This window comes from Pseudomonas sp. NBRC 111140 (genome assembly GCF_001320885.1).
In the GTDB taxonomy this organism is placed as follows: domain Bacteria; phylum Pseudomonadota; class Gammaproteobacteria; order Pseudomonadales; family Pseudomonadaceae; genus Aquipseudomonas; species Aquipseudomonas putida_P.
The window spans coordinates 1-13,723 of the sequence record NZ_BCBQ01000125.1 but is presented as its reverse complement, the minus strand read 5'-3'; the positions used below and the strand labels follow the sequence as shown (position 1 = coordinate 13,723).

Annotated in this window: 17 protein-coding genes; 10 read left to right on the top strand and 7 right to left on the bottom strand. The window is 63.6% G+C overall.

What is annotated here, in order from left to right:
- The 3 genes from APH42_RS26500 to APH42_RS26490 all read right to left on the bottom strand — a co-directional run.
- On the bottom strand, positions 1-445 hold a 445-nt coding region (locus APH42_RS26500), incomplete at its 3' end, for a Smr/MutS family protein (RefSeq protein WP_060494583.1).
- Between the two features lie 105 nt (positions 446-550).
- Positions 551-871 carry a hypothetical protein gene (locus tag APH42_RS26495; protein WP_012271079.1) on the bottom strand — a complete coding sequence of 107 codons (321 nt, stop codon included), beginning with the start codon at positions 869-871 and terminating at the stop codon, positions 551-553.
- Positions 872-956: 85 nt separating this feature from the next.
- Entirely contained in the window at positions 957-1,547 is a 591-nt protein-coding gene (locus tag APH42_RS26490) for a cysteine hydrolase family protein (RefSeq protein ID WP_012271080.1), read from the bottom strand.
- A 179-nt stretch (positions 1,548-1,726) separates the two neighbouring features.
- Here APH42_RS26490 and prmB point away from each other — a divergent pair, with 179 nt between their 5' ends.
- Positions 1,727-2,635, top strand: a complete 909-nt coding sequence (gene prmB, locus APH42_RS26485; protein ID WP_060494582.1) for a 50S ribosomal protein L3 N(5)-glutamine methyltransferase — start codon at positions 1,727-1,729, stop codon at positions 2,633-2,635.
- A 150-nt stretch (positions 2,636-2,785) separates the two neighbouring features.
- Here prmB and APH42_RS26480 read toward each other — a convergent pair whose 3' ends face one another.
- Together APH42_RS26480 and APH42_RS26475 are read right to left on the bottom strand one after the other, a co-directional pair.
- Complete coding sequence (locus tag APH42_RS26480; RefSeq protein WP_060494581.1) at positions 2,786-3,568, bottom strand: hypothetical protein; 783 nt, start codon at positions 3,566-3,568, stop codon at positions 2,786-2,788.
- Positions 3,569-3,633: 65 nt separating this feature from the next.
- On the bottom strand, positions 3,634-4,596 hold the full coding sequence (locus APH42_RS26475) for an alpha/beta hydrolase (RefSeq protein ID WP_060494580.1): 963 nt from the start codon (positions 4,594-4,596) through the stop codon (positions 3,634-3,636).
- A gap of 130 nt (positions 4,597-4,726) precedes the next feature.
- Here APH42_RS26475 and aroC point away from each other — a divergent pair, with 130 nt between their 5' ends.
- The 3 genes from aroC to APH42_RS26460 all read left to right on the top strand — a co-directional run bounded on the left by aroC (position 4,727) and on the right by APH42_RS26460 (position 7,583).
- Positions 4,727-5,818: a chorismate synthase gene (gene aroC, locus APH42_RS26470; protein ID WP_060494579.1), complete on the top strand. Its 1,092-nt coding sequence runs from the start codon at positions 4,727-4,729 to the stop codon at positions 5,816-5,818.
- A 74-nt stretch (positions 5,819-5,892) separates the two neighbouring features.
- The gene (locus APH42_RS26465; protein WP_060494578.1) at positions 5,893-7,047 is read left to right on the top strand and encodes an MFS transporter; all 1,155 of its coding nucleotides are present in this window, start codon (positions 5,893-5,895) and stop codon (positions 7,045-7,047) included.
- Positions 7,047-7,583 (top strand): oxidase, encoded by a 537-nt coding sequence (locus APH42_RS26460; protein ID WP_012271086.1) that lies wholly within the window; start codon positions 7,047-7,049, stop codon positions 7,581-7,583. Before APH42_RS26465 ends, APH42_RS26460 begins: the two co-directional genes overlap by 1 nt.
- 61 nt (positions 7,584-7,644) lie before the next feature.
- Here the strand turns inward: APH42_RS26460 and APH42_RS26455 are convergent, their stop codons facing one another.
- A complete protein-coding gene (locus tag APH42_RS26455) occupies positions 7,645-7,917 on the bottom strand; it encodes a DUF3509 domain-containing protein (RefSeq protein WP_012271087.1) in 273 nt (90 codons plus the stop codon).
- Between the two features lie 266 nt (positions 7,918-8,183).
- Here APH42_RS26455 and APH42_RS26450 point away from each other — a divergent pair, with 266 nt between their 5' ends.
- Positions 8,184-8,708, top strand: coding sequence for an ankyrin repeat domain-containing protein (locus tag APH42_RS26450; protein ID WP_012271088.1), 525 nt, complete (start codon positions 8,184-8,186; stop codon positions 8,706-8,708).
- A gap of 60 nt (positions 8,709-8,768) precedes the next feature.
- Entirely contained in the window at positions 8,769-9,299 is a 531-nt protein-coding gene (locus APH42_RS26445) for a hypothetical protein (RefSeq protein WP_012271089.1), read from the top strand.
- A gap of 149 nt (positions 9,300-9,448) precedes the next feature.
- Here the strand turns inward: APH42_RS26445 and APH42_RS26440 are convergent, their stop codons facing one another.
- Positions 9,449-10,387, bottom strand: coding sequence for a ZIP family metal transporter (locus APH42_RS26440; protein ID WP_012271090.1), 939 nt, complete (start codon positions 10,385-10,387; stop codon positions 9,449-9,451).
- A 126-nt stretch (positions 10,388-10,513) separates the two neighbouring features.
- Between APH42_RS26440 and APH42_RS26435 the strand changes: the two genes are divergently transcribed.
- The 4 genes from APH42_RS26435 to APH42_RS26420 all read left to right on the top strand — a co-directional run.
- On the top strand, positions 10,514-10,705 hold the full coding sequence (locus APH42_RS26435; RefSeq protein ID WP_012271091.1) for a PLDc N-terminal domain-containing protein: 192 nt from the start codon (positions 10,514-10,516) through the stop codon (positions 10,703-10,705).
- A 165-nt stretch (positions 10,706-10,870) separates the two neighbouring features.
- Positions 10,871-12,928, top strand: coding sequence for an LTA synthase family protein (locus APH42_RS26430; protein WP_060494577.1), 2,058 nt, complete (start codon positions 10,871-10,873; stop codon positions 12,926-12,928).
- A gap of 124 nt (positions 12,929-13,052) precedes the next feature.
- On the top strand, positions 13,053-13,289 hold the full coding sequence (locus APH42_RS26425; protein ID WP_060494576.1) for a hypothetical protein: 237 nt from the start codon (positions 13,053-13,055) through the stop codon (positions 13,287-13,289).
- Positions 13,290-13,465: 176 nt separating this feature from the next.
- Positions 13,466-13,723: ribonuclease E inhibitor RraB (locus tag APH42_RS26420; RefSeq protein ID WP_060494575.1), on the top strand; the 258-nt coding region annotated here is incomplete at its 3' end.

Here is a 13,723-nt window from a genome sequence, read left to right as displayed (position 1 = left end):
AGGTGTTGACGTGGCTTTTGATCATCGGGCGCTTGCCATCCAGGCGTGCGGCCTTGCCGTGGGTCACCCGCACGCAGCGCACTTCCAGTTTGGTGGCTTCGGCGATGAAGTCCCACAGGGTTTCGCGGGCCTTTTCCACGGTCATGCCGTGCAGGTCGAGGCTGCCCTCGAACGGTATCTGCCCCAGCTTGAGCTTGCGCAGCTGGCCTTCCTGCACGCCGTCGCGGCGCCACATCAGTTCGTCTTCGGCGCCTACGTCGATGACGAACAGGTCGGACATGCCGTCGATGACCAGGGCCTTGTCACTGCGCACGGTCGCCGCCTGGCGCAGGCCAGCCAGTTTCTGGCGGTCGGCCTTGGGCTTGCCGACTTCGGCGCGGTCGTGGCGGATTTGCTTTACGCCACGCACTTCGGCCTTGAACAGGGAAAAATCGTCGTCTTGCATGATGCCTCCACGTAGGCGGCGTAGTTTACGCGACTGTGGGGCCCTGTGCAGCCATGTCGGGTCTGATTGGCCGCTCCCACAAGGGGCGCGACCGCAGCGTAGCTGTCAGTCGTGTTTTTTCATCAGGTGCGGCGACAGGTTCAATTCCCGCCCGCGGCGCAAACGGATACGGCTGCGCCGCCAGAAGCGCACGCCCAGCCATAGCAGCAGCAACCCAGCCCCGGTAAGGATGCTGGACAGCGGTTTGTTGGCATTGAGTTCCTGCAGGGCGGGGTAGTTGCCCAGCAGGCCGGCAAAGCCGGCCATGGCCAGCAGCACGCCCAGGGTCGCCAGCAGCGCCGACAGGCCGGCCGCCAGGCGGGCGCCCCAGTTACGCGGCTCGCGCGTGCGCAGGCGCTTGGCGTCGAAACTGCCTTTAAGCTTCATTCCGCTCTCCTCTGTGGATATCCGGAATTCGACCTGCTGCCGCCCATCGGGTTCCGCCCGGCTGCCGGGCGGTCTTGCCAGTGGTTCAGATCAGGCTGGCGGTGGGTGCCACGCAAGCGAAGTTGTCGGCCATCACGGCCATTTCGCACTGGTGAATCTGTGCGGCCGGGATCACCCCGTCCTTGAAGGCCAGGTCGCGGGTGGCCGAGGCGTCTTCCACCAGGGTGCACCGGTAACCATAGTCCTTGGCGCGGCGAACGGTAGTGCTGACGCTGGAGTGGCTCATGAAACCACAGACGATCAGGTCCAGGTGGCCCAGCGCCTGCAGCGTTTCGTGCAGTTGGGTGTTCTTGAATGCGTTGGGCATGCGTTTTTCGATGACGATTTCGCCTTCCAGTGGCTCGAGCCCCGGAATGAACTGGCCGGCCGGCCCCTGTGGGTCGAAGCGGCCACCGACAGTGCCCAGGTGGCGAACATGGATGATCGGACGGCCGCTTTTACGCGCGGCGTCGAGCAACCTGGCGATGTTGGCCACGGCCTCGTCCATGCCCGACAGCTGCAGGGGACCGCTGAGGTACTCCTTTTGCGCATCGATGATGATCAGGCTGGCGTGGCTCAGCTTGGCCGGCGGGTAGTCGCGGCCAGTGAGGCGGAACATCGTGGTTGGAACGGACATCAAGGGCTCCTTGGAAGGGCTTTTGTATACCTATTGTCCCCTGCCTTGACGCCAATGGGAATGGTTGACAACGCAAGCGGCATGGTTACTGGCCTGTGGCTAGCCTTTGGGCAAGGCAAACGAACAAATGTGCGGGTGGGACTGTTAGACTTTTGTCCGGTCTGAAATAGGAGTACCCCGTGATCACATCCCGTCTGCGCACGTTGCGCGACTACATCCGCTGGGCGGTGAGCCGCTTCCACGAGCACGACCTGTTCTTCGGCCACGGTGCCGACAACGCCTGGGACGAGGCCCGCCTGCTGGTGCTCGGTGCGGTGCACCTGCCATGGGAGGTGGCCGACAGCTACCTGGATTGCATGCTCGAGGACGACGAGCGGGTACGCCTGCAGCACCTGCTCAAACGCCGTATCGAAGAACGCGTGCCGGCCGCCTACCTGCTGGGCGAGGCCTGGTTCTGCGGCATGTCGTTCATCGTCGACGAGCGGGTGCTGGTGCCGCGTTCGCCGATTGGCGAGCTGATCGAAAAACGTTTCGAGCCGTGGCTGGCCAGCGAGCCGGCACGCATTCTCGACCTGTGCACGGGCTCGGGCTGCATCGGCATCGTCGCCGCGGAGGTATTCCCCGAGGCCGAGGTGGTGCTGGCCGACTTGTCGTTCCAGGCCCTTGAAGTGGCCAACCAGAATATCGAGCGCCATGGCCTGGACACCCGCGTGTATACCGTGCAGGGCGATGGCTTTGGCGGTTTGCCGGGGCAGCGTTTCGACCTGATCCTGTCCAACCCGCCGTATGTCGATGCCGAAGACTTCGACGACATGCCGGCCGAGTACCACCACGAGCCCGAGCTGGGCCTGGCCTGCGGCAACGACGGCCTGGACCTGGTACGGCGCATGCTGGCGGAAGCGGCAGACCACCTGACCGACAAGGGCTTGCTGATTGTTGAAGTGGGCAACAGCCAGGTGCATGTCGAGGCGTTGTACCCCGAGGTGGACTTTGCCTGGCTGGAGTTCGAGCACGGTGGGCATGGGGTATTCATGCTGACTGCCGAGCAGTGCCGCCAGCATCAGGAATTGTTCAAGGCCCGGGTCTGACCCATTTGGGGCTGCTTTGCAGCCCATCGCGACACAAGGCCGCTCCTACAGGCAGACGCGTTTCCCCCAAGGTTACGCTGCCCCTGTAGGAGCGGCCTTGTGTCGCGATGGGCCGCAAAGCGGCCCCAATCCCCACCGGCTGAAGCGGCCTCAGCGGGTGGCAATCCAGATCAACAACCCTGCCTGAAACACCGCAAACGCCACCAGGCAGGTAATGGTGAAGCGCAAACCGCTGTCTTCGCGGTGGTACTTGGCCACCCGCTCATCGCGCTCGCGCAGTTGCGCTTCTTTTTCCTGCAACTGCTGGTCCGCCTGCTGCAACAGGTTGGCAGCATCCAGAATGTCAACCCGCTGCAGGCGCTCGTTGCTCCAGGCGGCCTTCAGCTGGCCGACGGTCATGTCCACGGTACGGCCCTTCAGGTGCTGGCTGTCCTCGTATTCCATCTCGATACCTACCCCGCGCAGGCAGTTGTCACGGCGCAGGCGGGAGTCTTCGTTCAGCGCATCCTTGCTCGGCAACGCCATGCCCACTACCTGGTAGTGCGACCATTTGCGCTGCAGCCACTGCGCCGCCTGGGCCAGCATGAAGCGGCCGATGCCACGGTTCACGGGCTCCAGTTGCAGGCCATGCTCATTGCCAATGCGCACCAGGCGCTCGGCATGGTCGACACGGATGTCCAGGCGGTTCTGCTCTTTGTGCACCTTCTGGCCGGGCAGTTGGATTTCCATGCGCAGCAGGCTGTGCGCCTTGTCATGGCGCTCGGCATAGCCGAACTGCACAAAGCGCAGCGGCCGGGCGCCGGTGCTGCGGTCGGTGGGCAGTGCGGCCAGGCGCAGCAGCTGGAAGTGTTCGGCGGCAAGCTCGGCCCAGGGCAGGGCGGGGCTTTCCTGGGGGGCTTCGGCCGGCTCTACGGCGGCGGGGGCGATGGTCATCAGGGCTTGTCCTCGGCTATGCCTGCTGTATCGGCAGGCTTGCCCGAGACCTGAGCCCCATTGCCTCACGCCGAAGGCAAATGCTGGATGAACGTCACAATTCGCTCACCCAGCTCGCGCGCCAGCGGCAGTTCGGGGTTGAGGTAGCTGTCGCGCTGCTGGCTCATGCTTTTGGGGCTGATGCGCAGCATGTGGTTCATGCCGTCGATCAGCACCAGCTGCGCGTCCGGCTTGGCCGCCTTCAGCCGTTGGGCGTCTGCCACGTCCACCTGCACATCGTTGCGCCCCTGCACGATCAGCGCGGGCATGGGCAGGCGGGCAAAGGCGGCTGCCGGGTTTTGCTGGAACAGCGAGATCAGGTACGGCTGCACGCTGGGGCGAAACACCTGGCGCAAGGGTGCCGGCACTTCGAGGCTGGTTTGCCCGGCCTGCAAGCGGTCGAGCAGGGCGCTGCCACCGGCCAGTTGCGCCGGGGGCAGGCGCAGGGCCAGTTGCTCGCGCAATACGTCGGCCATAGGCCGGCCGCTGCCGGCCAGGGTGATCACCGCGCTGGCACCGGCCTGTTCGGCGGCCAGGCTGGCGATCAGTGCCCCTTCGCTGTGGCCGATGAGGATCAGCGGGCCGAAGCGCGGGTCGGCTTTGAGCTTGTGGCTCCAGGCGACCACATCGGCTACATAGCGCTCCACGCTGAGGTCACGCTCGTCAGGTGTGGCCGGCTGGCTGGCGGCCACGCCGCGCTTGTCGTAGCGCACGCTGGCGATGTGCTCGTTGGCCAACAGCAGGGCCAGGCGCTTGAGGTTGTCGACCCTGCCCGAGGCCGGGTTGTTGCCGTCACGGTCGGTGGGGCCGGAGCCGGCAATGATCAGTACCACCGGCGGCGGCGTGGCCTGTTGTGGCAGCAGCAGGCTGCCGTGCAACACGCCTTGGCCGGTGTCCAGGTCGATCGGGCGTTGCAGTACGGTGGGTGCGGCGGCCTGGGCCAGGCCGGTGCACAGCAGGAAGAGGAAAGCGACGAGGCGCGGCATCATGCGGTACTACATGGGGAGATGGTGCTTTGACCCAATGTTTGCGGGAAGGTTCGAAGGCCAGCACAGACAACCCATCCATCTGTATACTGCCTGCTTTTCGTCCATTTCAGGCAGATCTCGCGGAGCGTCCATGTCCGGCAATACCTACGGCAAGCTGTTCACTGTCACCACCGCTGGCGAGAGCCATGGTCCGGCGTTGGTCGCCATTGTCGATGGATGCCCACCAGGCCTGGAAATTTCCCTCGCCGACCTGCAGCACGACCTCGACCGGCGCAAGCCCGGCACCAGCCGTCACACCACCCAGCGCCAGGAAGCCGACGAGGTGGAAATCCTCTCCGGCGTGTTCGAAGGCCGCACCACCGGCTGCTCGATCGGCCTGCTGATCCGCAACACCGACCAGAAGTCCAAGGACTACTCGGCCATCAAGGACCTGTTCCGCCCGGCCCACGCCGACTACACCTACCATCACAAGTACGGCGTTCGCGACTACCGTGGCGGTGGCCGCAGCTCGGCCCGTGAAACCGCCATGCGCGTGGCGGCCGGTGCTATCGCCAAGAAGTACCTGGCCAGCCAGGGCATCACCGTGCGCGGCTACATGAGCCAGCTGGGCCCGATCGAAATCCCGTTCAAAACCTGGGAATCGGTGGAGCAGAACGCCTTCTTCAGCCCCGACACGGACAAAGTGCCAGAGCTTGAGGCCTACATGGACCAGTTGCGCCGTGACCAGGACTCGGTGGGCGCCAAGATCACCGTGGTCGCCGAAGGTGTCATGCCTGGCCTGGGTGAGCCGATCTTCGACCGCCTGGACGCGGAACTGGCCCATGCACTGATGAGCATCAACGCGGTCAAAGGTGTGGAAATCGGCGCCGGTTTCGCCAGCGTTGCCCAGCGCGGCACTGAACACCGTGACGAGCTGACCCCGCAAGGCTTCCTCAGCAACAACGCTGGCGGCATCCTGGGTGGCATCTCCTCGGGCCAGCCGATCGTTGCCCACCTGGCGTTGAAACCCACTTCCAGCATCACCACCCCAGGCCGCTCGATCGATATCGACGGCAACCCGGTGGACGTCATCACCAAAGGCCGCCACGACCCGTGCGTGGGCATCCGTGCCACGCCGATCGCCGAGGCGATGATGGCCATCGCGCTGATGGACCACCTGCTGCGCCACCGCGCGCAAAATGCCGATGTGAAGGTGAATACCCCGGTGCTGGGCCAGCTCTGATCCACCCGTGCCGGCCTCCTCGCGGCGTCTAACCGCCGCGAAGAGGCCGATGCAGGTCGCCACAAGGCTATCTCATGCAGCCCATCCCCTACTGGCGCTTGTCCAGCTTCTACCTGTTCTACTTCGCCCTGCTAGGCTCCACCGCCCCCTTCCTGGCGCTGTACTTCGACCACCTGGGTTTTTCCCCGGCACGCATCGGCGAGCTGGTGGCCATCCCCATGCTGATGCGCTGCATCGCCCCCAACCTGTGGGGCTGGCTGGGCGACCGTACCGGCCAGCGGTTGTTGATCGTGCGGTTGGGCGCGTTGTCGACACTGGCCACCTTCGCCCTGATCTTCTTCGGCAAAAGCTACGCCTGGCTGGCACTGGTGATGGCCCTGCACGCGTTCTTCTGGCATGCGGTGCTGCCGCAGTTCGAAGTCATCACCCTGGCCCACCTGCACGGGCAAACGTCGCGCTACAGCCAGGTGCGCCTGTGGGGCTCGATTGGCTTCATTCTCACGGTAGTTGGCCTGGGCCGCTTGTTCGAATGGCTGAGCCTGGATATCTACCCGGTGGCGCTGGTCACGATCATGGCTGGCATCGTCGCCGCCAGCCTGTGGGTACCCAATGCCCAGCCGCTGGAGCAGGGCGAGCGCAGCGGCGCGGGTGGCTTCCTGCAGCAGTTGCGTGCCCCGGGGGTGCTGGCGTTCTACGCCTGCGTGGCGTTGATGCAGCTCAGCCACGGGCCGTATTACACGTTCCTTACCCTGCACCTGGAGCACCTGGGCTACACGCGCGGTGCCATTGGCCTGTTGTGGGCGCTGGGGGTAGTGGCCGAGGTGCTGATGTTCATGGTCATGAGCCGCCTGTTCGCCCGTTTCAGCGTGCAGCGGGTGTTGCTGGCCAGCTTCCTGCTGGCGGCCATACGCTGGTTGTTGCTGGGCAATCTGGCAGGTGAGCCGGCCGTGCTGATATTCGCCCAGTTGCTGCATGCGGCCACTTTCGGCTGCTTCCATGCCGCCAGCATTGCCTTTGTGCAGGCCAGCTTCGGCGCCCGTCAGCAGGGTCAGGGCCAGGCGCTGTACGCGGCGCTGTCGGGTACCGGCGGTGCGCTGGGGGCGTTGTACTCAGGCTACAGCTGGAAGCTGTTGGGCCCCACCTTCACCTTTGGTATGGCCAGTGCCGCAGCCTTGGCCGCAGCCGTTATCATTGCCCTTCGTTCGCAATCGACCAGGACCCGCCCCTGATGAGTATTCTCAGCGTTTTCCACCCCGACAGCCCGGCACTGCCGAACAAGGTGCTGACTCACCACGATGACATCGCTGCCACATTGGCCGAGCACGGAGTGCGCTTTGCCCATGCCGAGCATGGCCTGCGGGTGCGCCCCGGTACGGCCCAGGATGAGGTGCTGGGCGCTTGCCGTGTATACCTGGACCAGTTGATGACGGGGCATGGCAGCAAGGCGTTCGTGCTGTTGAACCGTGACGGTGAGGACCCGGTACAGGTCGATGTGCGCGATGAGCATGTGCATGACGCCGACGAGGTGTTTGCCGTGGTCGGAGGGCGTGCGCAGGTGGGCCTGCGGTTGGGCGGCTGGGTGTATTCGGTGCTGTGCGAGAAAGGTGACCAGCTTGTGATACCGGCGGGGACGCGGCGCTGGGTTGAGCTGGGCGACACGCCGTTTTGCCTGGCGTTGCGCTTGTACGGCAGCGAGCAGGGCGTGCAGGCGCGGTTCACCGGGGATGTGGCTGCACGGGCGTTTTTGGGGATTGACGAACTGTAGTGGCCCTACCGACCTCTTTGCGGGCAAGCCCGCGAAGAGGCCATGTCAGGCAGTTTCAAATTCAACGGTAGGTCGGCAAGGCAAACCGCTGTTGGCTCTGCAGCATGGTAATCACCGGCAACTCACTGGCCTGCTCGGCCAAGTCGCGACGGATGGCACTGATCGCCCAGGACAGCTGTTCGGCACTGTGCAGTTGCCCATAGGTCAGCACCCGGCGGGTAACCTTGCCATCCGCCGCGCGCAGGGTAAGCAGCACACCGCCATCGGGGCGGGCTTGGGTATTCACCTGATAGGCCGAAAATACCGAAACGAACTTTTGCTGGATGAGGTCCATATCAACTCCTGGCTGTTGTAGGGCAGACGTGAGTTGATGGTTGCAGTGACCGTGCCAGAACGCTGATTAGCGAAAAGCCCAGTAAATACAGGCTCTTACGGGTTATTTACGGAAGCGGCATCGTGCAGGCTGCATGGTCGTGCATTTTGCACAGTGCATTTTGCACGGATCGGGATTTGCCTATCGGCCCTATAGAATCTGAACCTTTGACCGCAATGGCATGCCTGACGAAAACTTGGGCAATCAAATATGCCAGGAGGTTCCCGATGTCCAGCCAAACCGCACCCGCCACCATGAACGATGACGAAGCCGCTGCATTCGCCGAGCAGGTGTTCGAACGTGCCCGTCAGGGCGACGCCGACATGCTCGGGCGCCTGCTTGCCAGTGGCCTGCCGCCCAACCTGCGCAACCACAAGGGCGACACCCTGCTGATGCTGGCCAGTTACCATGGCCAGCATGACGCGGTGCGCGTGTTGCTGGCGCAAGGTGCCGACCCATTGATTGCCAACGACAACGGCCAACTGCCTATTGCCGGTGCAGCGTTCAAGGGGGATCTGGCGATGATTCGCCTGTTGCTTGAGCACGGTGTGCCAGTGGATGCCGCCGCGCAGGATGGGCGTACTGCGCTGATGTTGGCAGCCATGTTCAACCGCAGCGAAATCATCGACTACTTGTTGGCCCAGGGCGCCGACCCGGCGCGCCAGGATGCACGCGGCGCCACGGCGCTGATGGCGGCCCAGACCATGGGCGCGGTGGACGCCGCCGCACGCCTGCAAGCGCTGGCCGGCTAACCGCCTGGGGGCATTTGCGGCTATCCTTGGCGACTTTTCACCCGTCGCAGGCCCCCTTTCATGAAAACTCAGTTGCTCGAATTCATCAGCCTCATTGGCGCCGGCTGCATGCGCGAGGCAGACATCGAGCGCATCGCCGCCGAGGCCGCCGAGGCCTACGCCGACCCTGTCGCCTTCCTGGCCGCCAACCCTGATATCAATTACGACGACAGCTTCCCGATCCCGCTGGGCGAATGGGTGGTGCTGGGCAGCCTGCCGGACACCGTGGTGTTCCAGGCCGACAGCTATCAGGACCTGTTCCAGCAGATCAGCGATTCGTTCGACAACAGCGTGCCGTTTACCCTCAAGCCCAAGCAGCTGGCCCGTACCGAGCCACTGACCGCGCTCAATCGCATCCAGGTGCAGATGGGCGCGCTGAACAAGGAGGCCGGTGGTTATGTGCTGCTGAACTTCAGCCAACTGCTGGACGACGAACTGCAGATGGTGATGGTGGGGCAGAACGACCTGGCGCGGGTGCTGGAGCTGGGAGCAGAGCTGGGCATCAAGGTCGAGCCGGCCTTGGAAGCCCTGAAAGTCGCCGTACACATCTAAAGCCTGGCGCGGTTCCTTGTAGGAGCGGCCTTGTGTCGCGAAAGGGGCGCGAAGCGGCCCCGGCATTTTATGCGGCGAAGCTGAAAATGCTGGGGCCGCTTCGCGCCCCATCGCGACGCAAGGCCGCTCCTACAGGCCGGTGTTTAGCCTCAGCCTAATGCGGTATCCAGGAACATCATCACCGCAAACCCACCCATCAACCCCAGGGTCGCTGCTGTCTGGTGCCCGTTGCGGTGGGTTTCGGGAATCACCTCGTGGCTTACCACAAAGATCATGGCCCCCGCCGCCAGCCCCATGCTGATGGGGTAGGCGAGGGCAAAGCCGGTCGAGATCCCCAGCCCGATCACCGCCCCCAGCGGCTCCATCAGCCCCGACCCTATCGCCACCAGCGCGGCCTTTAGGTTCGACAGGCCCGTGGCACGCAAGGCCAACGCCACGGCCAGCCCCTCGGGGATGTCCTGGATGGCAATGGCGCTGGTCAGCGGCAGGCCGATGTTCATATCGCCGTTGGCAAAGCTCACGCCAATCGCCATGCCTTCAGGCAGGTTATGCAGGGTAATCGCCAGCACGAACAACCAGACTCGGCTGATGCGCTCGGCTTCGGGGCCGCACGGGCCGGTGCTTTCGTGTTCATGTGGGGTGAAACGGTCCAGGCCCAGCATCAGCAGCACCCCCAGGCCCATGCCCAACACGACGGTAAACGCCGCAGCCGGGCCGTTGCCGGTGATCTCGCGGGCAGCGTCCAGGCCCGGCAGAATCAACGAAAACGAGCTGGCGGCCAGCATCATGCCGGCGGCAAAGCCCAGCATCACGTCCTGGGTACGCGCGCTGACATCGCGCAGCACCACCGCCAGCACCGCGCCCAGCGCGGTGGCGCCAAAACCGGACAGCCCGCCCAGTACGGCCAGGTGCAGGTTGTCGGCATGGTCGCCGTTCACTGCGTTCCAGAAGCTGGCGGCCAGCAGCACGCACACGGCCAGCAGGCTCAGCCCCAGGCCGGCGCTGAGCCAAGGGGTACTGGTAACCTGCTGGCGCCAGGCGTGCAGCAGTGAGGAGGGAGCGGCGCTTTGGCTATGGGCGGGGGGCATGCGAACCTCGAATCAATGAATACTGGCAGTCTACTCAGGGACCTGCGCCAATCGCCAAGGATTCCCTTCTATTGGCGCGATAGCTGACTATGCTGTGCAGCAAAGCCTCTGGACAGGAGTTTAGGCATGGGGTCTACATTCAACAGCCTGGTCGGGCTGATCATTCTGGCGCTGGACATCTGGGCCATCCTCAATGTAATCAAGAGTGGCAGCGAGGTGGGCATCAAGGTGTTGTGGATACTGCTCATTGCCCTGCTGCCGGTGGTAGGGCTGGTGATCTGGGCGATTGCCGGGCCGCGGGGGAATGTGCGGATCTGAGCCATGTGAGTTGCTCGCTGCGGGTGCGGTGAAACAGACATAAGCGGTAATGGGGCCGTGACAAAATTTTCACATTGGTTTAAACAGAATCCGCACCCGCACAATGCTGCGTTGGTCTAGCGCCACCGCCTCTTCGCAAACCGCAATCCTAGGACCTTCCCATTCATGGCTAACACGGACGCCTTGAAGCAACAGGGCGCGCGAACGTCGCTTTCGCCGACCCTGAAATCCCACCTGGCCTACACGCTGCTCAGCGGCCTGGTGATCATGCTGATGCTCAGCCTCGTGCGCCTGGCGCTGCTGGTCTACAACAGCGACATGATCGGCGAGACCCCTTATTCGACCGTCGCCGAAGGCTTCGTCAACGGCTTGCGCTTCGACCTGCGGGTGGTGGTGTACATCAGCATTCCGCTGCTGCTGGCCATCCTCAGCCCTTGGGCCATGGCGCGGCGCGGCGTGTTCCGTTTCTGGCTGACCCTCGCCTCGAGCGTGGTGATGTTCCTCGGCCTGATGGAAATGGACTTCTACCGCGAGTTCCACCAGCGCCTGAACGGCCTGGTGTTCCAGTACATCAAGGAAGACCCGAAAACCGTCATGAGCATGCTCTGGTACGGTTTCCCGGTGGTGCGCTACCTGCTGGCCTGGGCCTTCGGCACTTGGCTGCTGAGCCTGCTGTTCAAAGGTATCGACCGCGCGACCCGTGGCGATGGCCTGCAGCGCGTGGCGCCGTGGTACAAGCGCGTGGCGGTGTTCATGGTGATTTTGCTGGTGGCCGTGGTCGCTGCCCGTGGCACCCTGCGCCAGGGCCCACCGATGCGCTGGGGGGATGCCTTCACCACCGACTCCAACTTCGTCAACCAGCTGGGCCTGAACGGCACCCTGACCCTGATCGACGCTGCCAAGAGCCGCTTCGGCGAGGACCGCGCCAATATCTGGAAGCCGGTGCTGGAGCAGAACCTGGCCACGCAAAGCGTGCGCGAGCAGCTGCTGACCGCCAACGACACCTTGGTCGATGCCGACGAGGCAGCCATCCGCCGCGACTTCGTGCCGCCGGCTGAGCGCACCCTGCCGATCAAGAATGTGGTGGTGATCCTGATGGAAAGCTTCGCCGGCCACTCGGTAGGCGCGCTGGGCAGCCCCAACAACATTACCCCGTACTTCGACAAGCTGGCCAAAGAGGGCCTGCTGTTCGACCGTTTCTTCTCCAATGGCACCCATACCCACCAGGGCATGTTCGCCACCATGGCCTGCTTCCCCAACCTGCCAGGTTTCGAATACCTGATGCAGACCCCGGAAGGCGGCCACAAGCTGTCTGGCCTGCCGGCCTTGCTCAGCGCCCGTGATTACGACGACGTGTACGTCTACAACGGCGACTTTGCCTGGGACAACCAGTCCGGTTTCTTCGGTAACCAGGGCATGACCACCTTCATCGGCCGTAACGACTTCGTGAACCCGGTGTTCTCCGACCCGACCTGGGGTGTGTCTGACCAGGACATGTTCGACCGCGGCAACGAGGAGCTGGCCAAGCACGACGGCAAGAAGCCGATCTACGCGCTGCTGCAGACGCTGTCCAACCACACGCCCTATGCGCTGCCCAAAGACCTGCCGGTAGAGAAGGTGACTGGCCAGGGCCGCCTGGACGAGCACTTGACCGCCATGCGCTATTCGGACTGGGCGCTGGGCCAGTTCTTCGAGAAGGCGCGTAAAGAGCCTTACTTCAAGGACACCCTGTTCGTCATCGTCGGCGACCATGGCTTTGGCAACCACCAGCAGGTCACCGAGCTGGACCTTGGCCGGTTCAACGTACCGCTGCTGCTGATTGCCCCGGGCATTCAGGAGAAGTTTGGTGCGGTCAACCACACGGTGGGTACCCAGGTCGACATTGTGCCGACCATCATGGGCCGCCTGGGCGGCCAGACCCGTCATCAGTGCTGGGGCCGTGACCTGCTCAACCTGCCTGAGGGCGACCAGGGCGTTGGCATGATCAAACCGTCGGGCAGCGAACAGATCGTCGGCCTGGTGCAGGGCGACCGCATCCTGATCGAGTCCAAGGACATGTCCCCGCGCATGTACCGCTACCAGCTGGGCAGCGAGTTCAAGGCCGAGTTGATCGAAAGCCCAGACCAGCCGGAAATGCTCAAGAAGCTGGAAGCGTATATCCAGACCGCGACCAAGAGCCTGCTGGATAACACCGCCGGTGTCGTGCACGGCACCCCTAAGTAAGGCCGTAAACCGGGCCGCTATGCGGCCCATTCGCGGCTAAAGCGGACTGAACATTCCTTCAGCCCCAAGGTCACTTATTCAGGCATCACCCAACTGGTGTTCTTGAATTGAGAGGGCTCGTTCAATGAAAGAGTGGGAAGTCATCTTTGCCGATCAGAAAGGCGAACCGTCCACCATGACGCTGCGGGCCGAGCACTGCCCCAGCGAAGAGGACGCCGCGCGGGCCATTCGTTCGCACCTGTTCCCGGTGATGGACGAGCTGGACCTCAACGACTTCCAGGACCGCACCATTTCCCCGACCGCCCGCTGGCTCAAGGAGCATAGCGGCGTGACCATCACCAGCATCCACGAAGCGCTCTGAGCCACACGTTTGCGTGGTGCTCTTGCAGGCACTACGCTGGTGGAAGGTGCTTGCCTGATCTGTGGGTGGGCACTGCATCAATTCGCGTCTTGCATCAGCTCGAACTGCCCGGCCGCTGCCGGCAGGTGCGTAGTGCACGGAAAGTCTATCCATTGCTTTATTCAGGAGGACGATTCATGAGCAGCCAGAACGACGATATCAGCAGCAACGTCCTGCGCCAGATGAAAGCAGGCGGTTTCGACTTCACCCAGGTCCACCCCATCGAGTTCTACGCCGTTTTCCCGGATGAAACAGGGGCCCGCCGTGCGGCTGGACAGTTTCGCGGGGAATCGCTCAATGCCCAGGTGAAGGAACTGGGTGACGGTGCCTGGCACCTGGAACTGAGCAAGGTCATGTACGCCACCCATGGTGGGATCGGTGACTTCGAAGAGGCA